We start from the raw sequence: 19,352 nt of genomic DNA, 5'->3' as shown, positions 1-19,352 counted from the left end.
CCACCCTGTGCGCGTGGACCTCCTCGACCTCAGACACCTGCTCGATGCCCAGTCCGGCATCGTGGCGAGACGTCAGGTGATCGAGCACGGCGGCACCCCGCTCGACCTCCGACGCTGGCTGCGCGCTGACCGGCTGGTCGAGGTCCACAAGGGCGTCTACGTGAACCACACCGGGCCGCTGACCTGGTCGTCGAGGGCGTGGGCCGCGGTCCAGCGCTACTGGCCGGCGGCTCTGGGGCACGACTCGGCAGTGCGGCTCGCCGGCGACGTCATCCACGTCGTGATCTCGGATGCCCGTCGAGTGCCGATCGCGGAGCGCAGGGTCGAGGTGCACCGGCTCCAGGACTTCGACGAACGGGTGCGACTCGATCGCAGCCCACCCTGCCAGCGATACGAGGATGCGGTGCTCGGCGCGTGCTCGGCCCTGAGCCGTCCAGCCGCGCTCGAGCTGGTCAGCGAGGCGTGCCGCAGCCGGCGCACCACCCCGGAGCGGCTGCGCAACGAGCTGGCAGGCCACCCGAACCTGCGGGATCGAGCCTGGGTCAAGGGGGTGCTCGACGACGCGGCTGACGGGGTCCAGTCGGTCCTGGAGAGCGTCTACCTCAGACGCGTGGAGCGGGCCCACGGGCTGCCGCAGGGAGAGCGCCAGGCGGCCGAGGTGACCAAGCAGGGCGGGGTCTACCGCGACGTGCGCTACCGCGCCTTCCGCGTGCTGGTGGAGCTCGACGGGCGGCTCGGGCACGAGGCGTTCCTTGATCGAGCCGCAGACCTGACGCGGGACCTCCTGGCCGCCGCGACCGGTGACCACGTCACCCTGCGAGTGGGGTGGCACCAGAGCGAGGTGGACCCGTGCGCCACCGCGGAGGCACTCGGTGCCGTGTTCCGCCGACGTGGATGGACCGGCCGCCCCCGGCGGTGCGGGGTGAGCTGCCGGATGAGCGTCGAGGCACTGAGCAGATCGATGTCGTGAGAGGTGACACCGAAGTGCTCAGTGCTCGGTGGCGGCGGCGGCTCGGTGGCGGCGGCGGCTCAGCGGCGACGGCGCCGGCGGACCCGTTTCACGTCGGGCACCTCGGGGTCGGGTCGGGGGGACTCGTAGGTGCCGCCTCGGGTCCCGGTGGCGCGGCGGCTGATCACGAACGCGAGCACCTGGGCCACGGCGGCGAAGAGCTCGGCGGGGATCTGCTGGCCGACCTGGCAGCCGCCGTACAGCGCGCGGGCGAGGGGGACGTCGTGCACGAGCGGCACGTCGGACTCCTGGGCCCGCTCGCGGATCTTGGCCGCGATGGCCCCCGCGCCCCGCGCGACCACCAGCGGTGCGCCGCGGTCGGGGTCGTAGCGCAGGGCGACGGCGACGTGGGTCGGGTTGACCAGGACGACGTCGGCGGTGGCGACGTCCTTCATCATGCGGCTGCGGGCGGCGGCGAGCTGGCGGGACCGGATGGCGCTCTTGACCAGGGGGTCGCCCTCGGTCTGCTTGGCCTCCTGCTTGAGCTCCTCCTTGCTCATCCGGGTCTGCTTGCCGACCCGGCGACGCTGGAAGGCGTAGTCGGCGGCGGCCATGAGGAGACCGGCGAACGCGACGGTGCGCAGCAGCCCGATCGCCCGGTCCGACACCAGCGTGAGCGAGGCGCTCATGGGCACGAGGCCACCGAGCAGCGGCATGACCGCCTTGATCGCGCTCCAGCAGATGAGCGCGATCACCGTGCTCTTGAGCAGCACCTTGGCCAGCTCCCACACCGAGTGCGGGCCGAAGACCTTCTTGGCGCCCTTGATCGGGTCGAGCTTGGACCACTTGGGGGTGACCAGCTTGGTGGCGACGAAGAAGCCGCCCTGGGCGAGCGCACTGGCGACGCCGATGACCATCACCACGCCTCCGAGGACGCAGATCACGGTCATGGTGTGGCGCAGGCTGTCCCCGAGCAGCGCCACCGCCTTGCCCTCGTCGGGCTCGGCGACGAGCCGCAGCGCGCGTTGCATCAGCTCCATGATCGCGACGCCCTCGTGCTTGGCCGCCAGGCCCGCGACCATGCTGAACACCAGCAGGGTGGCGTAGCCGCCGAGGTCGGGCGTCCGCGCGACCTGGCCCTCCTTGCGCGCCTCCTTGCGGCGCTTGGCGGTGGGCTTCTCGGTCTTCTCGCCACCCCCGCCGCTCACGACCCACCCGCGATCTGGGCCGCGGCGTCGTTGACCAGCTCGACCAGGCGGTTGGTCGCCTCGGGCAGGGCCGGGAACGACATCCCGAGCAGGAGGAGGACCAGGCCGATCTTGGCCGGGAACATGACGTTGAGGGCGTTCATCTGCGGTGCGGCCTTGGTCAGCAGCGCGAGACCCAGGTCGGCGATGAAGAGCACGACGATCATCGGCAGCGCGATCTGGACCGCGGTGAGGAAGAACATCGAGAACGCCTTGACCAGCACGTAGGGGCCACCGGACAGGTCCGGGGCCTCGCCGAGCGGCAGCAGGTCGAACGTCCGGAGCATGCCGCCGATCACCAGCAGGTGCCCGCCGGTCGCGAACAGCAGCATGATCGCGAGCATCTGGTGGAACTTGCCGAAGACGGTGTTCATGTTCATCGACAGCGGGTCGAAGCCCTGCGCGAGGGCGAAGCCGCCGAAGACGTCGATCAGGGACCCGGCGGCCGCGATCGTGCCGAGGATCAGCTGCGTGACGAAGCCGAGCGCGAGGCCGATCGCGACCTGCGTGACGGCGATGACGACCAGCGAGACGCCCCCGGTGGGCAGGCCCTGGGCGACGACCGCAGGGGCGAGGCCGAAGGACAGGCCGACCGCGAGAACCACCCGCGCGGTGTTGGGGATGCCCTTGGTCGAGAACGGCGGGACCAGGAAGAGCCACGCCACGATGCGCAGCGAGGCGAGGAGGTAGGTGAGGGCCGGCTCGGCGGCGACGGAGATCTCCACGGCGCGGCCCCTAGGAGAGCAGCGACGGGATCCGGTCGAACAGGTCGACGGTGAAGTCCATCAGGGTGTGGAGCATCCAGTTGCCGCTGATGATCAACGCCACGCCGACCGCGATGACCTTCGGCACGAACGCGAGCGTGAACTCCTGGATCTGGGTCATCGCCTGGAAGAGCGAGATCGCGAAGCCGACCACGAGCGAGGTCACCAGGATCGGCGCGGAGAGCTTGAACGCCACCATCATGGTCGAGAAGGCGATGTCGATGATGCTGCTGTCGGTCATCGGCCGGCCTACCCGTAGCTCGAGATCAGCGACTTGATCACCAGCGCCCAGCCGTCGACCATCACGAACAGCAGCAGCTTGAACGGCAACGACACCATCACCGGCGGCATCATCATCATGCCGAGCGCCATCAGCGCCCCGCTCACGACCATGTCGATGACGAGGAACGGGATGAAGATGATGAAGCCGATGATGAAGGCCTGCTTGAGCTCGGTGAGGATGAACGCCGGCACGAGCGTGGCGAGGCCGACCTCCTCGCGGTTCTTCGGCAGGTCCCGCTTGGCGACCGAGGTGAGCAGCTTGAGCTCGTCGTCGTCGGTGTTGTCGAGCATGAAGGACTTGAGCGGCTGCACACCGTCGTCGTAGGCGACCGCCGCATTCTTGTCACCGTTGAGATAAGGCTGCACGCCCTCGTCGTTGATCTGCGACAGCACCGGCGACATCACGAACAGCGAGAGGAACAGCGCCAGCCCCGCGAGCACCTGGTTGGGCGGCGTCTGGTTGAGCCCGAGGGCGTTCCGGGTGAGGCCGAGGACGACGAGGATCTTGGTGAAGCTCGTCGTCGCGAGGAGGACGGCGGGCGCGACCGACAGCAGGGTGAGCGCGAGGATCGTGACGACCGGGGTGCTCGGCTTGTCGGTGAGGCCCTTGAGCCGGATGTTGACCGTCGTGTCGCCCTGCGGACCACCCGGCCCTTGCGGGCCGGCGGGGTCGGACGGCGAGGGGGTCGGCGCCGCCACCGGCATCGACACGGGGGCCACGGTGGTCGAGCGCACGACGGTGGTCGAGCGCGTCGGGACCACGTCGGCCGACGCCGGGCCGGCCGCGAGAAGGAGCCCCGCGACGATCGCGAGGAGCGCCCCCGCGAGGAGGCGGGTCAGGGTGGGCTTCACGAGGCCTCGCGGTCTCCCGTCCCCGAGCCGTGGTCGGTGGCCACCTGGCGACGGGTCGCGGCGGCGAAGGCCTGCTTCCAGGTCTGCGCGGACAGCAGGGAGCCGGCCAGCGCGCCCTGGGCGGCGTACGACGAGCGGGCGGCGGTCGCGTGCGCGCCGCCGGTGAGGGCCTGCTGCTCGGCCGGTGTGGCGGTCGGGAGGACGGTCACGTCGGCCTCCTCGATCTCCTCGGGGTCGAGCTCGGTCAACAGGTTGACCTGCTGCTCGGTGGTGCCGATGACCAGCACGCGGGACCCGACGCTGACCACGGAGATCGACGAGGACCGTGACAGGGCCTGCCGGTGGACCACCCGCACCAGGGCGTCGCCGCGACCCTGGAAGCGACGCATCGACAGGCGGGCGAGCAGCAGCATCAGCCCCACCACGACGGTGAGGCTGACGACCAGCCGGACGACGAGCTCGACCACGGGGTCCTCGCTCAGCCTGCGGCTGACTCGTCGACGATCTCGGTGACGCGCAGCCCGAAGTCCTCGTCGACCACGACGACCTCGCCCCGCGCGATCAGCCGGCCGTTGACCAGCAGGTCGGCCGGGCTGCCGGCGGCGCGGTCGAGCTCGAGCACGGTGCCCGGGGTCAGGGCGAGCAGGTCGCGCACGCTCATCCGCGTGCGGCCGAGCTCGACGGTGACGTCCATGATCACGCCGTGCAGCAGCTCCAGGCCCCGGGGCGCCGGCGTCGTCCCCCCGACCTGGGCCGGGGCGGTCGCGGCGGGTGCTGCCGTGGCGGCAGCCTCGGCGGCGACCTGCGCGGCCTGGGCCGCGCTGACCAGCGCCTCGTCCTGGAGGAACAGGGCGGCCGAGGTGCCCGGCGCCTGCAGCGGGACGACGGTGAACGGGTGGCCCAGGTCGTTGACGACCAGGTCGAGCGGCACCGTGCGGGCCGCACCGACCCGGGCGCCGAGGGCCTGCGCGGCCGCGTCGAGGGCCGGCTGGACCGCGGCGGCGAGGTCCAGCGAGCCCAGGGGGCTGTTGGCCAGCGCGTCCACCAGCTCCTGGCCGACCACCACGGCCACGTTGCCCGAGACCGCGCCCTCGAACGAGGCGAGCGCCGCCCCGGCGTACGCCATCGCGGAGCCGAGCGTGCCGGGGGACGGCGCGCCGACCTGCAGCGGCGAGGTGGACGGCAGCACGGACGCGACCGCGGAGGCGGCCGCGGCGAGCGCGGCGCCGTTGTGCTGCGCCGCCTCGGAGGCGGGGAGGGCGCCGGGCGTGATCGTCATCGGATCTCCATCGGTTCAGGGCTGAGGTGCGGGGGGTGAGGCGGCAGGTCAGGTGGCTCGGTGCTGCGGGACGGCGACGATCTGCGCCGCGAGGCGGCGGCCGTGCGTGCCCGGGGTGGCGTGGGCGAAGACGACCTCGTCGACGGTGACGTCGAGCGGTGCCGCGGCGGGGTGGGCGAGCCGGATCACGTCGCCCACCGCGAGGGTGCCGACCTCCTCCGGTGCGACGGAGGTGTGGCGCAGGCGCACGCGGACGTCGAGCGGCACGTCCTGGAACTGCTCCTGCAGCAGGGCGGCGACGACGGCCTGCTGGGCGCGCTCGCGCTCGGTGGTGGTGATCGGCGCGCTGGCGTGCAGCAGGTGCGGGTGCAGCCCCGAGAAGGGCAGCGTGAAGGTCATGCGGAAGTCGCGGTCACCGATGCGGAGGTCGAAGCTCGCCACGACCATGATGTCGCCGGCCGCGGCGGCCTGGGCGAACTGCGGGGAGTACTCCACGCCCGTGACCTGGGGCTCCATCGCGACGATGCCCTCGAGCGAGTAGCGCAGCTCGCCGAGCAGGCGCTGGACGAAGCCGCCGACGACGGCGCCCTCGATCTCGCTGAGCGGGCGGTCGGGCTGGTGGGCCGAGCCGGGACCACCGAGGAGGTGGTCGACGCAGACCATCGTGGCCTGCACGGGCATCTCGAGGATGCCGGCGCCGTTGATCGGCTCCGGCTTGAAGATCGTCATGTACGTCGACGGGCCGAGCGACTGCACGTAGTCGCTGTAGGTCTGCTGCTCGATCGAGGACAGGCTCACCGAGCACACCGTGCGCAGGGTCGAGGTGAACACGGTCGTCGCCTGCTTGGCGAAGCCGTCGAGCCCCAGCTGGAGGATCCGGGCGTGCTCGCGGGACAGCTGGATGGGTCGGCGGAAGTCGTAGGGGATCGGCTCACCGCCGGACCTCCTGCGCGCGCGGGCCGCAGCCGCGCCTGTGCCCGTCCCCGGGCGCACCACATCCGTCACAGTCGGAGTATCGGCAGGGGCGGACCCCGCCTGAGGGAAAACCCTTTGCTTTCGTCCTGATGGACCACTCCGAGTGGTCCGGACGGCGGCGCTCGCGTCCTGCTGGTGCGCCGGTACCGGTGCGGCCTTCCTGGCCTGGCCCCCGTCGACGGGGTCGCGCGGGGCCTACTGGGTGACGAAGTCGGTGAAGTACACCCCCATCACATCTCCGTGGTAGCGGTGCTCGAGCTCCTTCTCCAGGTGCGCCTTGAGCTTCTCCCGGTTGTCCGGGCGGGTCAGGGCGTCCATGCTCCGGCCGCTGAACGTGTCGATCGTGGCGTCCAGCGCCATCGACCCGTCGGCCTCGTGCGCCGTCGCGGTCAGCTGCAGTGCGATGCCGATCTTGAGGTAGTGGCCGCCGGACAGGTTGACCTGGATCGGGTCGAGGCGGACCACCTCGCCGGGCTTCGGCTCGTCGGCGCCGGCGGGCTTGGGCTTGAGGACGAACCAGTACGCCGCTCCGCCCACCAGGAGCAGGAGGACGACGATCATCACCAGCTTCTTCTTGCCGCCGCCCGTGGTCTCCTCGGCGGGGGGCGCCGCCTGCCCGGCGGGCGCGACTGTCGTGGCGCTCATCAGTGGGTCTCCTCGGTCGGGGTGGTGCGGGTGGTCGTGTGGTCGGCGCTCGCCTGCTCGCTGCGGCCGGGTCTGCGGGCGGGGCGCTGGTCGGCGCCCGCCCGGACGGTGTCCTTCGGGGCCACGCCGTGCTCGCGGTCGTAGACGACGCGGCTGAGCAGCTCCTTGCTCTCCTCGTTGAGCGCGGAGAGCACGACGATGTCGACCCGCTTGTTGAGCTCCTGCGAGCTCGGTCTCGACGGGTCGACCAGCGGCTTGACGTGACCGAAGCCGACGGCCGAGAGCCGCTTGGCCGGCACGTGCCCGTGCTCGTTGAGGTAGCGCAGGACGGTGATCGCGCGTGCGGCCGAGAGGTCCCAGTCGCTGGCGAAGTACTTCGGCTTCACCTTCACCTGGTTGGTGTGTCCCTCGATGGCCAGCTTGTCGGGCACGTCGCGCAGCACGGGGGCGATCGTGCGGACGATGAGCCGGCCGCGGTCGGTGAAGGTCGCCAGGTTGTTGGCGAACACCACGTGGCGCGAGACCAGGCTGACCGTGAGGCCGCGCCCGTCGAGCTTGGTCTGCACGTCGCTCTCGAGGTGCCGCCGGCGCAGCGCGGCCAGGAGACGCGCCTCGACGGCCCGCAGCCGGTCCGCCTCGATCGACGCCTCGTCGTACTTCGCCTGCTGCTGCTTGGCCAGCGCCGTGGTCGCGGCCTGGGCCGCGATCTGCTCGATCTCGGGGGCCTCGGCGACCGCGTGGGGGTTGATCGGCTCGGCCACGGACATGCCGGGCTCCTCGAGGATCGAGGACGACCCGTCGAGCACCGAGGTGGACTGGCCGAACCCGGCGGCCAGGCCCTCCTTGAGCGCGTTGAACTTCTTCTGGTCCACCGTGCTCATGGCGAACAGCACGATGAACAGCACCATGAGCAGCGTGATCATGTCGGCGTAGGTGACCAGCCAGCGCTCGTGGTTCTCGTGCTCCTCCTCGTGCGCGGCGTGCTTGCGTCGGGACGACATCAGGCTGCCTCCGCGTGCTCCTGCTCGTGGGCGGGCAGCAGGGAGGTCAGCTTCTGCGCGATGATCCGCGGGTTGGCGCCGGCCTGGATGGCGAGGACGCCCTCGATCGTGACCTCCATGCGCGTCGCCTCGAGCTCCCCGAGCCGCTTGAGCCGGTTGCCGATCGGCAGCCACACGACGTTGGCGCTGAGGACGCCCCACAGGGTCGCGATGAACGCCGCGGCGATGAGGTGGCCCAGCTTGTCGGGCTCGGCGAGGTTCTCCAGCACGTGCACCAGGCCCATGACCGTGCCGATGATGCCGATCGTCGGGGCGTAGGCGCCGGCGTCGCTGAAGAACTTGGCGCTGTGCTTGACCTCGGCCCGCTTGGCCGCGACCTCGCCCTCGAGGATGTCGCGCATCTCCTCGGGGTCGGTGCCGTCGACGGCCATGGTGACGCCCTTGACCAGGAACGGGTCGTCGATGTCCTTGAGCGAGTCCTCGAGCGCGAGCAGGCCCTCCTTGCGGGCCTTGTCGGCGAGGGAGACGACGACCGGGACGACGTCGGCCGAGGTGTGCGCCTCCCCGAGGAAGGCCTTCTTGAGCGAGCCGACCACGCCCTTGGCGTCGCTCATCGTGCCGCCGGCGGCGCTGACCAGGATCGTCGCGCCCCAGACCAGCAGCATCGCCGGGACCTGCATGAGGCTGGCGGGGTTGCCGCCCTCCATCACGTTGGCCACGACGATGACGCCCATGGCGCCGCCGACGCCGACGAGCGTGGTGACGTCCTTCATCTCAGCGCTCCTCCGTCCGCGAACGCTCGGTCACGGCCTGGAGCCGGCGGGTGCGTCCGGCGCTCTGGGGCGCGGCGGGGGCGTGCAGGTCGACGTCGGCGAGCCGGGCGCTCTCGGCGATGACCGCCCCGCGGTAGGCGCGGATCTCGGCCACGACGGACTGCAGGTCCTCGAGCACGACGTACTTGGTGCCGTCCACCAGCGTGATCACGGTGTCCGGCGTCGAGTCGATGCGCTCGATCAGGTCGGAGTTCAGCGCGAACGGGGTCCCGCTGAGCCGCGTGAGGGTGATCACCGGAGGCACCATCCTTGGTCGGTGTGTCGAAGCGCCCTCCCTGGCGCTTCGATGTCCCCATCGGCACCCCGCGAGCCGACCTGAGGCAAAAGGTCGTCCGGTCCGGGACCAAGGGCCCGGGTCGCCCCGCGGCGGTGCCGAGCAGCGCGCCGGATCGGCCTCGCCGCCGTACGACGGGCCGAACCGGGTCAGCGCTTGATGTTGACGAGCTCCTGGAGCACCTCGTCGGAGGTGGTGATCACCCGCGAGCTCGCCTGGAACCCGCGCTGGGCCAGGATCAGGTTGGTGAACTCGGCCGCGAGGTCCACGTTGGACATCTCGACCGCGCCGCCGACGAGCGTGCCGCGGCGACCCTCGCCGGCCACGCCGACCTGGGGGAGACCGGAGTTGGCCGACTCGCGGAACGAGGTCTCGCCGACCTTCTCCAGGCCCATCGGGTTGTTGAAGTCCGCGACCGCGATCTGCGCCATCTCGCGCTGCACGCCGTCGTCGAAGACGCCGCGGAGCTTGCCGTCCGAGCCGATGTTGTAGGACACCAGCTCGACGCCGCCGGGCACGGGCGGCTGGGCGTTGGCGGTGTCGAGGGTGATGTCGACCAGGCCGCCGGTCGGGAGACCGGAGCCGTCCAAGAGATAGCCCTGGACCCGGTTGCCGGTCGGGGTCACGAGACCGCCGGTCTCGTCGAAGGTGAAGGAGCCCGCGCGGGTGTAGAGGTTCTCGTTGCCCTTGCGGGTCACGAAGAACCCGTCGCCCTGGATCATCAGGTCGGTCGCGCGGCCGGTGGTCTGCGTCGAGCCCTGGGTGAAGTTGGTCTGGGTCGCGGCGAGCTGCACGCCGAGGCCGACCTGGGTCGGGTTGGTGCCACCCCGCGCGGCGTTGGCGCCGGAGGCGCCGGTGAGCATCTGGCTCAGGGTGTCCTGGAAGACGGTGCTGCTGGACTTGAAGCCGATGGTGTTGGCGTTGGCGATGTTGTTGCCGGTGACGTCGAGCATCGTCTGGTTGACGCGCAGGCCGCTGATGCCGGAGAAGAGCGAGCGAAGCATGGGTTCCCTCCCAAGGAACTCGAGTGGTGCGCCGGGTGGGGCCCGGCGCGAGGACTGACGTGGTGCCTGGTCGGCTGGTCTACAGCGCGGTGGTCTCGGGGCCTTGTCCGTTCGTGGCCGGTTCCGAGGCCGGGGGCGTCACCGTGTCAGCGCTTCCCTGCGCAACGGTCTGGACTGAGGCGAGGGACACGTCCTCGCCGGCGACGAGCAGCACCGGGCCGGTGCTCTCGAAGCGGACTGAGCTGACGGAGCCGGTGCCGACCGTCCCGTCCTCGCGACCGAAGGTCACGGTGCGGCCGACCATCGAGCTCGCCCCGAAGGCGACCTGGAGGTTGACCATCTGCTGGGTCTGCTCGGCGACCTGCGACATCTTCTCCAGCGCGTTGAACTGCGCGGACTGCGAGAGGAACTCGCTGGAGTCGGTCGGGTTCATCGGGTCCTGGTAGCGCATCTGGGCGACCAGCAGCTGCAGGAACATCTCCTTGTCGTCCGACCCGGCCGCGGTCTGGGTGAGCAGGCCGAGGGTCGGCGCGGTGGTGGGGACGGTGCCCTCCACGGGGGTGACGCTCATCGGGTTCCTCCTGCTCTCAGACGGTGACGTCGAGGACGGACCGGCCGGTCCTCGCGGGGGCCGTCGGGGTCGGGTCGGGTGCGGCGTGCTCGGGACGGGCGTACGACGGCACCTGCGTCCCGCGGCCGCCCTGCTGCGCCCATCCGGTGCCGGGCTGGCCGGCCTGGCCCGACTGGCCGAAGAGGCCCGGCTGGCCGCCCTGGCCGGCGGTCGGGTCGCCGACGACCACCTGGGCGTTGCGTGCGCCGACGGTCTCGAGCAGCCGCTGCAGGTCGCTCGCGCCCTGGAGCAGCGCGCGCTGCGCGGCGTCGCTGCCCGACAGGCGCACCGAGACGTCCCCGTCGCGGACGGTGAGGACGACCCGGACCTCGCCGAGGGCCTCGGGCTGCAGCTTGATGGTCAGGCGGTGCATCCCGTCGCCTCGCCGGACGAGCCGGCCGAGGGAGGCGAAGAGCTGGTCGGGCACGTCGACCGGCGTGGTGGCCGCGGTGGTCGCCGTGCCGGTCGGGGAGGTCGGCTGGGTGGCCTGCGTCGACGGGGTCGCCGCGAGCCCCGTGACCGCCGGCGCGGCTGGCGCCGGCGCCTCGGGGGACGCGGTCCGCGGCCCGGCCTCCCGGCCGAGGTGACGTCCGTCGGCGGCGCCGAGCTCGCGGCCGACGACGAGCGGCTGGCCGGCGTCCGGGCGCGTCTCCTGCCCGAGGTGACGCCCGTGGTCGGCGTGCGGCGAGGCCCCGTGGCGGGTCGTGGCCGGGGTGTCGGCGGCCGGGGCGGCGCTCTGCTCGCCGTCGCCCGTCGCCTGCGCCTCGGCCCCCGCCTCCGAGGGCACGGTCGCCGTGACGGCTTCGGGGTCCACCGGGGTGTCGGTGACGGGGGTGGCCTGCGCGCCGGTGGGCGCTGTCGCCTGCGGGGTCTCGCCGTCCGCCGCCGGAGCCTGTGCCGTGACCGGCCCGGTCGCGGTCGCCACGGGGGTGGCGACGTCGTCGGTCGCCGGCGGGGTCGTCGCGGTCGTCGTGGTCGTCGCGGGCGCCTGCTGGGTCGCCGGGACCGGGCTGCCGGCCGCGGCAACGGCGACGGGCACGGGGACCGCTGCGGCGGCAGGGGCGTCGTCGGCGGTCGTCGCGTCGTCCTCGCGCGCGTCGGCCTTCTTCTCCGCGGCCTCCGACGGACCGGGGGCCTGCGACGGGCCTGCGGCGTCCGAGGCCTTGTCAGCGCGGTCGGCAGCGCGGTCGGCAGCGGGGTCGTCGGGCCGGTCGACCGGCTTGTCGGGACGGCCGGTCGCCCTGTCCAGCGCGGCGGCGAAGTCGTCGGCCCGGTCGCCCCGGTCGGGGTCGGACGGCGTGGTGCGCAGCAGGTCGCGCGCGGCGAGCGCGGCGGCGCGGGGAGCGGCGGCCTGGGGCAGCAGCGGCAGGGGCATCAGACGGTGCCTCCGTTCAGGTCGGCCATGATGCGGCTCACGTAGGTGCGGGTCTCGGCGTACGGCGGGATCCCGTGGTAGCGGTGGACGGCGCCGGGGCCGGCGTTGTACGCCGCGAGCGCGAGGTCGGTGCGGCCGAACTCGGCCAGGAGGCCCTTGAGCAGGCGGGCCGCCCCGTCGACCGCCTGGGCCGGGTCGAGCGGGTTGGAGACGCCGAGGCCCCTCGCGGTGCCGGGCATCAGCTGCATGAGGCCCTGCGCGCCTGCGGGGCTGACCGCGTCGGGGTTGAAGGCCGACTCCTGCTTGGCGACGGCGGCCAGCAGCGCCGGGTCGACGCCGGTGCGCGCACCCGCGGCGCGGAACAGGTCGGCGTACGGCGTGGTGGGGCTCATGCGCGCACTGACGCCGTCCGCGCCGGCGGCAGCGATCCCGCCGTCCGGGATGATCCGGCGGATCGCCACCGGGGTGTCGTAGACGTCGGTGACGCGCACGTCGAGGCCGGGGCGCGGCGCCTCGATCATCTTGCCGTCGCCGATGTAGATCGCGATGTGGCTCACCGGCGAGTGGAACGCCAGCAGGTCACCGGGCTCGGCGTTGGCCAGGCCGCCGGTGACCGCCGTGCCGGCCTTGGCCTGCTCGTAGGACACGCGGGGGAGCTCGATCCCGAGGTCCTGGTAGACGCGCTGCACCAGGCCTGAGCAGTCGAGGCCCTTGGCGGGGTCGGTGCCGCCCCAGACGTAGGGCACGCCGAGGTACTTCCTGGCGTCCGCGACCACCGCGTCGCCGGTGACGCCGCCCGTGGAGGCGGCGGCGGGGGCGGCGGTGGTCGTGCCGGTGGTGGCGCCCGCGGCGGTGAGCCGGCTGGCGAACGCCTGGGCAGCAAGGGGATCCGCGACCACGCTCGTGGAGAGCGAGGCCAGCTGCGCCTGGATCTGGGCGACCTTGGCGGTGACCTCGGTGACGCTCACGCCACCCCCCGCTGGTGGGTGCGGTCGGCGCGACGGCGGATGCTCTGCCGCAGGTGCAGGCGGCTGACGATGTCGTCGATCTCGCGGTTCTCGACGCGGGCGGCCTCCTCGGCACGCAGGCGGGCACGCTCGTCCAGCAGGTGCTCGATCGCCTTGACCGCGGCCTTGTCGGCCTGCCAGCGGGTGTGGGCCTGCAGGGCGACGACGCGCCGCGACTCGAGGTCGTGCTCGGCGGTCGTCAGCGCCTGGGCCATCGCCTTGAGCATGCCGCGCGCGGTGCTGAACTCGTCGAGCGTGGCGAAGGACCGCGAGGCGGCCTCGTCGAGCGCGCGCCCGAGGGACTCGACGTGCGCCTCCTGGTCGCGCACACGGCCGAGGGCGTGCAGCAGTCCGAGGCGGCTGTCGCGCTCGCGCACCTCACGGACGCGCGCCACCGCGCGGAGCCCCCGGTCGTGGTGGGTCGTCATGCGACGAGCTCCTGCAGGGCGGCCCACGTCGGGGCGAGGGGTGAGGTGGCCTCCAGGTCCTGCCGGAGGAAGTCGTTGATCCGCGGCATCAGCGCGAGCGCGGCGTCCGCGTCGGGGTCGCTGCCGGGGGCGTAGGCGCCGATCTCGACCAGCTCGCGCACGTTGCGGTACGACGCCAGCAGTCGCCGCAGGCGCGTGGCGGCGGCCCGCTGCTCAGGAGTGGTGACCGCGCCGGTGACCCGCGAGATCGACTCGAGCACGTCGATGCTCGGGAAGTGGCCGGCCGTCGCCAGCCGGCGGGTGAGCACGACGTGGCCGTCGAGGATCGACCGCACGGTGTCGCCGACCGGGTCCTGCAGGTCGTCGCCCTCGACGAGCACGGTGTAGATGCCGGTGATCGAGCCGACGTCGGAGTTGCCGGCGCGCTCGAGCAGCCGCGGCAGCAGCGCGAACACCGACGGCGGGTAGCCCCGCGTCGCCGGCGGCTCGCCCGCGGACAGGCCGACCTCGCGCTGCGCCATCGCGACGCGGGTGAGGCTGTCCATCATCAGCACGACGTCCTCGCCCTGGTCGCGGAAGTGCTCGGCGATGCGGGTGGCGACGAACGCCGCGCGCAGGCGCTCGACCGGGGGTGCGTCGGAGGTGGAGACGACCACGACCGAGCGGGCCAGGCCCTCGGGGCCGAGGTCGTTCTCGATGAACTCGCGGACCTCGCGGCCACGCTCGCCGACCAGCGCGATCACCGACATCGAGGCGTCGGTGCCGCGGGCGATCATCGAGAGCAGCGAGGACTTGCCGACGCCGGAGCCGGCCATGATCGCGACGCGCTGGCCGCGGCCGCAGGGGACGAGGGTGTCGAGCGCGCGCACGCCGAGCCCGACCTGCTGGGTGATGCGGGCGCGGCTCAGCGCGGGCGGCACCGCGTTGTCGATCGAGACGCGCGGCAGGTCGGCGAGCGACGGGCCGCCGTCGAGCGGACGGCCGAGGCCGTCGATGACGCGGCCCAGGAGGGACGGCCCGACGGGGACGGTCAGCGGCCCGCCGGTCGAGCGGACGAGCGCGCCCACGCGGAGGCCCTTGGTGTCGGCCATCGGCAGGCAGACAAGGCCTTCCGGTCCGCTCGCGGCCACCTCGGCGGGCACGACCGGGTCGGTCGGACGAGGGCCGAGGACCTCGACCACGTCACCGACCGCGGCGTCGAGACCACGGACGACCAGGTGCAGCCCGAGCAGCTGGGCGACCGTGCCGAGGCGTCGGGGCCGGGCGGCCTCACGGGCGGCGTCGAGGCGCTGGTCGAGCACGACACTCACGCGTCCACCTCCTTCGCTGCGCTCGGCGGCGGAGCCACGCGTGACGTGTCGGTTCGCTCGCTGCGCTCGCTCACGACAGCACCTCCCGCACCCGCGCCATCGCGCCTGAGACCCGGCCGTCGACGACGACGTCGGCCGCGTGGACCATGACCTCGCCGCGACCCAGCGACGGGTCGGCGACGACCGAGGCGGTGCCGGCCAGGTCGCGCAGCTCGTCGCTGATCCCGTCCAGCGGGCTGACGCGCACGCGCGTGACCGGCTCGTCGGGCAGGAGCGCGAGCGCCCGTCGTACGGCGTCGCGGGCGGGGTCCTCGGCGACGGTGAGCTCGTGGCCGAGCAGCTCCTCGGTGAGGGTGAGCGCGACGTCGAGAGCGCGCGCCTCGACGTGGGCGCACACGGCGCTCAGCTGAGCGGCCAGCTGCTCGGCCAACGACTGGACGGCCGCGACCGCGGCCTGGTGCTCGGCCTCGCGCCGGGCCTCGGCCTCCGCGTGCGCGGAGGCGGTACGACGGGCGGTCTCGACGGCCTCGAGCTGTGCGGCCCGGCGTCCCTCGGCCCAGCCGGTGCTGAACCCCTGGGCCTGGGCCGCGGTGCGGGCCTGGTCGACGAGCCCGGCGAGCGTGCCCTCGGTGACTGCGTCGCCGCGGACGGCGTCCCCGCCGAACCGGGTCCACTCGCCGCCACGCAGCTCGTGCCGGGCGATGCCGCCGTCGCGGACGGTCACGCCCTCGGTGCCCTGCGGGACGACCCGCGCGAGCTCAGGCGACGAACTCGTCATCGTTGCCTCGTCTCACCATGATCTGGCCCTGCTCCTCGAGCCGGCGGATGATCCGGATGATGTTCTGCTGGGCCTCCTCGACCTGGCGCAGGCGGACCGTGCCGAGCAGCTCGACCTCCTCGATGAGGTTGGTGGCCGCACGCTCGGACAGGTTCTTGGTGATCTTGTCGCGCACGGCGTCGGGCACGCCCTTGAGCGCGAGCGCCAGCTCGGCGGAGTCGACCTCGCGCAGGACCAGCTGGATGGACCGGTCCTCGAGGGTGGTCACGTCCTCGAACATGAACATCTTGGACTTGATCTCGTCGGCCAGGACCGGGTCGAGCGCCTCGAGGCCCTCGACGATCTGCCGCTCGGTGGAGCGGTCCGACCGGTTGATGATGTCGACGAGCGGCTCGAGCCCGCCGACGCGCGAGCTCTCCGAGGGCTGCAGCATCGAGGAGAGCCGGCGCTCGAGCGTGGCCTCCACCGCCTTGATGATCTGCGGGGAGGTGCGGTCCATGACCGCGATGCGGTGCGCGACCTCGGCCTGCATGTCGGGCGAGAGGCCGGAGAGGAGCAGCGAGGCCTTGTCCGGCGTCATGTGCGCCAGCACCAGCGCGATCACCTGAGGGTGCTCGTCGATGATGAACGAGCGCAGCTGGGCGGGGTCGGCGCGGTGCAGGAACTGGAACGGCATCTGGATCGCCGCCGCGTTGAGGCGCGCGATCACCTCCGCCGCCCGCTCGGGGCCGAGGCTCTGCTCGAGCAGCTGCTGGGCGAAGCTCAGGCCGCCCTGGTTGATGTGGGCCCGGGCGACCATCAGGTCGCGGAACTCGGTCAGGACGCCCTCGGTCTCCGCGCTGTTGATCGAGTCCAGGCGCGCGATCTCGGCCGAGATCTGCTCGACCTCGGTGTCGCTGAGGTGCGCGAGCACCGACGCCGCGCGCTCGCGGCCCATCTGGATGAGCAGGATGGCGGCCTTGCGGACGCCGCCCTTCGACATGGTGAGGGCCATCAGACGCCCCGCTCCACGAGCCAGCCGCGCAGCAGCTGCGCGACGTCCTCGGGCTGCCGCTCGACCAGGAGCGCGATCTCGTCGCGCATCGACGCGGTCTCGTCGGCCTGCGCGGACTCCAGCGCCAGCATGGCGGGGTTGGGCGCCTCGACCGCGGCGGCGGCACCGGCCAGCGCCTGGCGGTCCTGCGCGTCACGCCGCAGCTGCTCGACGACGTACTCCGTGGCCTGGGCCCGGGCCTTGGCCCGCTTGCGGGACTGGACCCAGCCGGCCAGGACCATGAGGGCGACGAGCCCGATGAGGCCGCCGTTGCGGATCAGGTCCATGCGCTGCGCCTTGGCCTCGGCCTTCTGGCTGTCGGCCAGCTCCTTGGCCGCCGCGTCGGTCGCGGTGCGGTCGAACGGCAGGCTCGAGACGGTGATCGTGTCGCCGCGCTTGGTGTCCAGGCCGAGGGCCGAGGTGACCAGCGCCTCGATCTCGGCGGGGTCGCGACCGGCGAGGGCGCGGGTGTCGAGGACGACGCCGACGCCGAGCTTCTCGAGCTTGCCCGGGGCGGCCTCGCGGGTCTCGACGGACTTGTCGAGCGCGAAGTCGGTGGTGCGGTTGGTCTCGTCGAACTTCGAGCCCCCGTTGCCCGAGCCGGTCTCGGTCTGGCTGGTCGGGCCGACGACGCCGTTGGCGCCGGCGGTCGCGCCCACCGCGCCGTTGCGCAGCTTCTGGACGTCCTCGGACTCCGAGAGGGCCAGGCCCTTGTTGTCGGCGTAGTCGGTGGTCTCGGTGACGGTCTTGTCGAACGACAGCTGGGCGGTGATCTGGTTGGCCGAGTTGCCCGGGCCGAGCACCTTGTCGAGCACGCCCTGCAGCTGCGAGCTGAGCCGGTTCTGGTAGTCGACGACCATCTGGTTCTGGTTCTGGGTGTAGCCGCCGGTGCCCACGGCGCCCGGCGCGCTGAGCACCTTGCCCGTGGCGTCGGCGACGGTGACCTTGTCGGTGTCGAGGCCGTCGACGCTGGAGGAGACCAGGTTGACGATCGCCTGCACCTGCTCGGGGGAGAGGGTCAGGCCGGCGCGGGTCTTGACCAGCACGGAGGCGGTGGTCGGGTCCTGGTTCTCGGTGAAGACGTTCTTCTCCGGCATCGCCAGGTGCACGACCGCGGCGTCCACGCCGTCGATCGCCTCGATGGTCTTGGACAGCTCGCCCTCCATCGCGCGCTTGAAGTCGGTGCGCTCCTGGAACTGCGAGGTCGACAGGCCCTGCTTGTCGAGGATCGAGTAGCCGCCCTCGCTGGAGGTCGGCAGGCCCTGGCCGCTCATGCTGATGCGGGTCGAGTACACCTGGTCGGCCGGCACCATGATCGTGTTGCCGCCGTTGCTCAGCTTGTAGCCGATGCCCTGGCTGTCCAGCTCCTGGATGACCGCGGAGGCGTCGCTGGCGGCCAGGTTGCTGTAGAGCGGGGCGTACGCCGGCGTGGAGGCCCAGCGGAACACCATGAAGCCGGCGAGCAGCAGCGCGCCGGTCCCGACGATCGCCACCACCTTCTGGCCGGTGGTGAAGCCGCCGAACGTCGACTGGAAGCCCTTGAGGCTCCGCGTGAGGTTGTCTCTCATCACACCTGCATCCGCATGATCTCGTTGAACGCCTCGACGGCCTTGTTGCGGACGGCGACCGTCAGCTGGGTGGCGACGCTCATCTCCGTGGCCGCGAGGGTGTACTGGTGGATCGCGCCGAGGTCACCGGTGGCCGCCTGGACGGCGAGCTTGTCCGTGGTGTCGTGCAGCCCCTCGAGGCCGTCGATGCTCCTGGTGAGCGCGGACTTGAAGTCGACGCCCTGGGCGCCCTGCGTCCCCTCGAGACCCTGGGGACCGGTCGGGGCGGTGGGGGCCTCGACGGTCGGCAGGCTGCCGACCAGCGAGGTGAACCCGGCCCCCGTCGCGGCCTCGATCCCTCCGACCGTCATCAGGCACGCCCGATCTGCAGCGCGCTGGCGTAGGTGTCCTGGGCGGTCTTGGTGACCTGCACGCTGGCCTGGAAGCCGCGCTGGGCCATGACCAGGCTGCTCATCTGCTCACCCATGTCCATGTCGGGCATGCGCACCATGCCGTTGGCGTCCGCGAGCGGGTTGTCCGGGTCGCTGACCAGGCGGCCCTGCGGGTCGCCCCCCTGCGCGATGGTGGCGACGTCGACGCCCCCGTCGGTGCGGGCCTGGGCCACGACCAGCTGCTCCTGGAAGGCGTTGCCGCTGGTGGGCGTCGCGGTGTTGACGTTGGCGATGTTGTGGGCCAGCGCGTCCAGCCAGGTCTGGTGCATGCCCAGCGAGGTGTTGGCGATGCGGAGCATCTCGAAGGCGCCCATCAGAAGGGCTCCGCCGCGACGCGCAGGTCGGCGAGACGGTCGGTGACCGAGCGCGTGACCAGCTGGTACTGGAACGTCGACTGCATCGCGGCCATGGTCTCCTTGCGGAGGTCCACGTTGTTGCCGTTGAGGCCGACCGGGGTGGCGGTCGGCAGGGTCTCGATCCTCAGCGAGGCGTTGCCGTCACCGCGCGCGACGGCCTCGCGCAGCGAGGTCTCGAAGTCGATGCTCGAGGCGCGGAAGTTGGGGGTGTCGACGTTGGCGATGTTGTCGGCGATGACGTTCTGCCTCGCCGAGATGCCGTCGAGGGCACTCGCGAGCACACCACCGACGCCGTCGGCAGAGAAGATGGACAACTGGGCCTCCCAGGCACGGGTTCGTCTCCCATTGCGA

General features: G+C 72.4%; 24 protein-coding genes. 1 reads left to right on the top strand and 23 read right to left on the bottom strand.

Annotated features, from left to right (window positions below):
* The first annotated feature begins 13 nt into the window (after positions 1-13).
* Positions 14-970, top strand: coding sequence for a hypothetical protein (locus tag J2S63_RS08215; RefSeq protein ID WP_310301084.1), 957 nt, complete (start codon positions 14-16; stop codon positions 968-970).
* A gap of 59 nt (positions 971-1,029) precedes the next feature.
* Here the strand turns inward: J2S63_RS08215 and J2S63_RS08210 are convergent, their stop codons facing one another.
* The 23 genes from J2S63_RS08210 to J2S63_RS08100 all read right to left on the bottom strand — a co-directional run bounded on the left by J2S63_RS08210 (position 1,030) and on the right by J2S63_RS08100 (position 19,315).
* Positions 1,030-2,157: an EscU/YscU/HrcU family type III secretion system export apparatus switch protein gene (locus tag J2S63_RS08210; RefSeq protein ID WP_310301082.1), complete on the bottom strand. Its 1,128-nt coding sequence runs from the start codon at positions 2,155-2,157 to the stop codon at positions 1,030-1,032.
* Positions 2,154-2,921, bottom strand: coding sequence for a flagellar biosynthetic protein FliR (locus J2S63_RS08205; RefSeq protein ID WP_310301080.1), 768 nt, complete (start codon positions 2,919-2,921; stop codon positions 2,154-2,156). The genes J2S63_RS08210 and J2S63_RS08205 overlap by 4 nt, the downstream gene beginning before the upstream one ends.
* Before the next feature lie 10 nt (positions 2,922-2,931).
* Positions 2,932-3,201, bottom strand: a complete 270-nt coding sequence (gene fliQ, locus J2S63_RS08200) for a flagellar biosynthesis protein FliQ (RefSeq protein ID WP_310301077.1) — start codon at positions 3,199-3,201, stop codon at positions 2,932-2,934.
* An 8-nt stretch (positions 3,202-3,209) separates the two neighbouring features.
* Positions 3,210-4,094 carry a flagellar type III secretion system pore protein FliP gene (gene fliP / locus J2S63_RS08195; protein WP_310301074.1) on the bottom strand — a complete coding sequence of 295 codons (885 nt, stop codon included), beginning with the start codon at positions 4,092-4,094 and terminating at the stop codon, positions 3,210-3,212.
* Positions 4,091-4,561 (bottom strand): flagellar biosynthetic protein FliO, encoded by a 471-nt coding sequence (locus J2S63_RS08190; protein ID WP_310301071.1) that lies wholly within the window; start codon positions 4,559-4,561, stop codon positions 4,091-4,093. Before J2S63_RS08190 ends, fliP begins: the two co-directional genes overlap by 4 nt.
* 11 nt (positions 4,562-4,572) lie before the next feature.
* Positions 4,573-5,373 (bottom strand): flagellar motor switch protein FliN, encoded by an 801-nt coding sequence (gene fliN, locus J2S63_RS08185; protein ID WP_310301069.1) that lies wholly within the window; start codon positions 5,371-5,373, stop codon positions 4,573-4,575.
* Between the two features lie 48 nt (positions 5,374-5,421).
* Entirely contained in the window at positions 5,422-6,378 is a 957-nt protein-coding gene (locus tag J2S63_RS08180) for a flagellar motor switch protein FliM (RefSeq protein ID WP_310301066.1), read from the bottom strand.
* Between the two features lie 165 nt (positions 6,379-6,543).
* The gene (locus tag J2S63_RS08175) at positions 6,544-6,993 is read right to left on the bottom strand and encodes a flagellar basal body-associated FliL family protein (RefSeq protein ID WP_310301063.1); all 450 of its coding nucleotides are present in this window, start codon (positions 6,991-6,993) and stop codon (positions 6,544-6,546) included.
* Complete coding sequence (locus J2S63_RS08170) at positions 6,993-7,994, bottom strand: OmpA/MotB family protein (RefSeq protein ID WP_310301061.1); 1,002 nt, start codon at positions 7,992-7,994, stop codon at positions 6,993-6,995. Before J2S63_RS08170 ends, J2S63_RS08175 begins: the two co-directional genes overlap by 1 nt.
* A complete protein-coding gene (locus J2S63_RS08165) occupies positions 7,994-8,767 on the bottom strand; it encodes a motility protein A (RefSeq protein ID WP_310301059.1) in 774 nt (257 codons plus the stop codon). Before J2S63_RS08165 ends, J2S63_RS08170 begins: the two co-directional genes overlap by 1 nt.
* Before the next feature lies 1 nt (position 8,768).
* Entirely contained in the window at positions 8,769-9,062 is a 294-nt protein-coding gene (locus J2S63_RS08160) for a flagellar FlbD family protein (protein ID WP_310301055.1), read from the bottom strand.
* Between the two features lie 188 nt (positions 9,063-9,250).
* The gene (locus J2S63_RS08155; RefSeq protein ID WP_310301052.1) at positions 9,251-10,105 is read right to left on the bottom strand and encodes a flagellar hook-basal body complex protein; all 855 of its coding nucleotides are present in this window, start codon (positions 10,103-10,105) and stop codon (positions 9,251-9,253) included.
* A gap of 79 nt (positions 10,106-10,184) precedes the next feature.
* Positions 10,185-10,676, bottom strand: coding sequence for a flagellar hook capping FlgD N-terminal domain-containing protein (locus J2S63_RS08150; protein WP_310301049.1), 492 nt, complete (start codon positions 10,674-10,676; stop codon positions 10,185-10,187).
* 16 nt (positions 10,677-10,692) lie between these two features.
* A complete protein-coding gene (locus J2S63_RS08145; protein ID WP_310301046.1) occupies positions 10,693-12,090 on the bottom strand; it encodes a flagellar hook-length control protein FliK in 1,398 nt (465 codons plus the stop codon).
* On the bottom strand, positions 12,090-13,058 hold the full coding sequence (locus tag J2S63_RS08140; protein ID WP_310301043.1) for a transglycosylase SLT domain-containing protein: 969 nt from the start codon (positions 13,056-13,058) through the stop codon (positions 12,090-12,092). The genes J2S63_RS08145 and J2S63_RS08140 overlap by 1 nt, the downstream gene beginning before the upstream one ends.
* A complete protein-coding gene (locus tag J2S63_RS08135; protein WP_310301040.1) occupies positions 13,055-13,525 on the bottom strand; it encodes a flagellar FliJ family protein in 471 nt (156 codons plus the stop codon). Before J2S63_RS08135 ends, J2S63_RS08140 begins: the two co-directional genes overlap by 4 nt.
* On the bottom strand, positions 13,522-14,835 hold the full coding sequence (locus J2S63_RS08130; protein WP_310301037.1) for a FliI/YscN family ATPase: 1,314 nt from the start codon (positions 14,833-14,835) through the stop codon (positions 13,522-13,524). Before J2S63_RS08130 ends, J2S63_RS08135 begins: the two co-directional genes overlap by 4 nt.
* Positions 14,836-14,905: 70 nt before the next feature.
* Positions 14,906-15,613 carry a FliH/SctL family protein gene (locus J2S63_RS08125; protein WP_310301034.1) on the bottom strand — a complete coding sequence of 236 codons (708 nt, stop codon included), beginning with the start codon at positions 15,611-15,613 and terminating at the stop codon, positions 14,906-14,908.
* Positions 15,594-16,607 carry a flagellar motor switch protein FliG gene (gene fliG, locus J2S63_RS08120; protein ID WP_310301031.1) on the bottom strand — a complete coding sequence of 338 codons (1,014 nt, stop codon included), beginning with the start codon at positions 16,605-16,607 and terminating at the stop codon, positions 15,594-15,596. The genes J2S63_RS08125 and fliG overlap by 20 nt, the downstream gene beginning before the upstream one ends.
* Positions 16,607-18,214: a flagellar basal-body MS-ring/collar protein FliF gene (gene fliF / locus J2S63_RS08115; protein WP_310301028.1), complete on the bottom strand. Its 1,608-nt coding sequence runs from the start codon at positions 18,212-18,214 to the stop codon at positions 16,607-16,609. The genes fliG and fliF overlap by 1 nt, the downstream gene beginning before the upstream one ends.
* Positions 18,214-18,564 carry a flagellar hook-basal body complex protein FliE gene (gene fliE, locus J2S63_RS08110; protein ID WP_310301025.1) on the bottom strand — a complete coding sequence of 117 codons (351 nt, stop codon included), beginning with the start codon at positions 18,562-18,564 and terminating at the stop codon, positions 18,214-18,216. Before fliE ends, fliF begins: the two co-directional genes overlap by 1 nt.
* Positions 18,564-18,959 (bottom strand): flagellar basal body rod protein FlgC, encoded by a 396-nt coding sequence (locus J2S63_RS08105; protein ID WP_310301022.1) that lies wholly within the window; start codon positions 18,957-18,959, stop codon positions 18,564-18,566. Before J2S63_RS08105 ends, fliE begins: the two co-directional genes overlap by 1 nt.
* Positions 18,959-19,315: a flagellar basal body rod protein FlgB gene (locus tag J2S63_RS08100; RefSeq protein WP_310301020.1), complete on the bottom strand. Its 357-nt coding sequence runs from the start codon at positions 19,313-19,315 to the stop codon at positions 18,959-18,961. Before J2S63_RS08100 ends, J2S63_RS08105 begins: the two co-directional genes overlap by 1 nt.
* Positions 19,316-19,352 lie beyond the last annotated feature (37 nt).

Origin of the sequence: Nocardioides marmoribigeumensis, from assembly GCF_031458325.1 — a bacterium.
Lineage (GTDB): Bacteria > Actinomycetota > Actinomycetes > Propionibacteriales > Nocardioidaceae > Marmoricola_A > Marmoricola_A marmoribigeumensis.
This window is presented reverse-complemented; position numbering and strand designations above follow the sequence as displayed.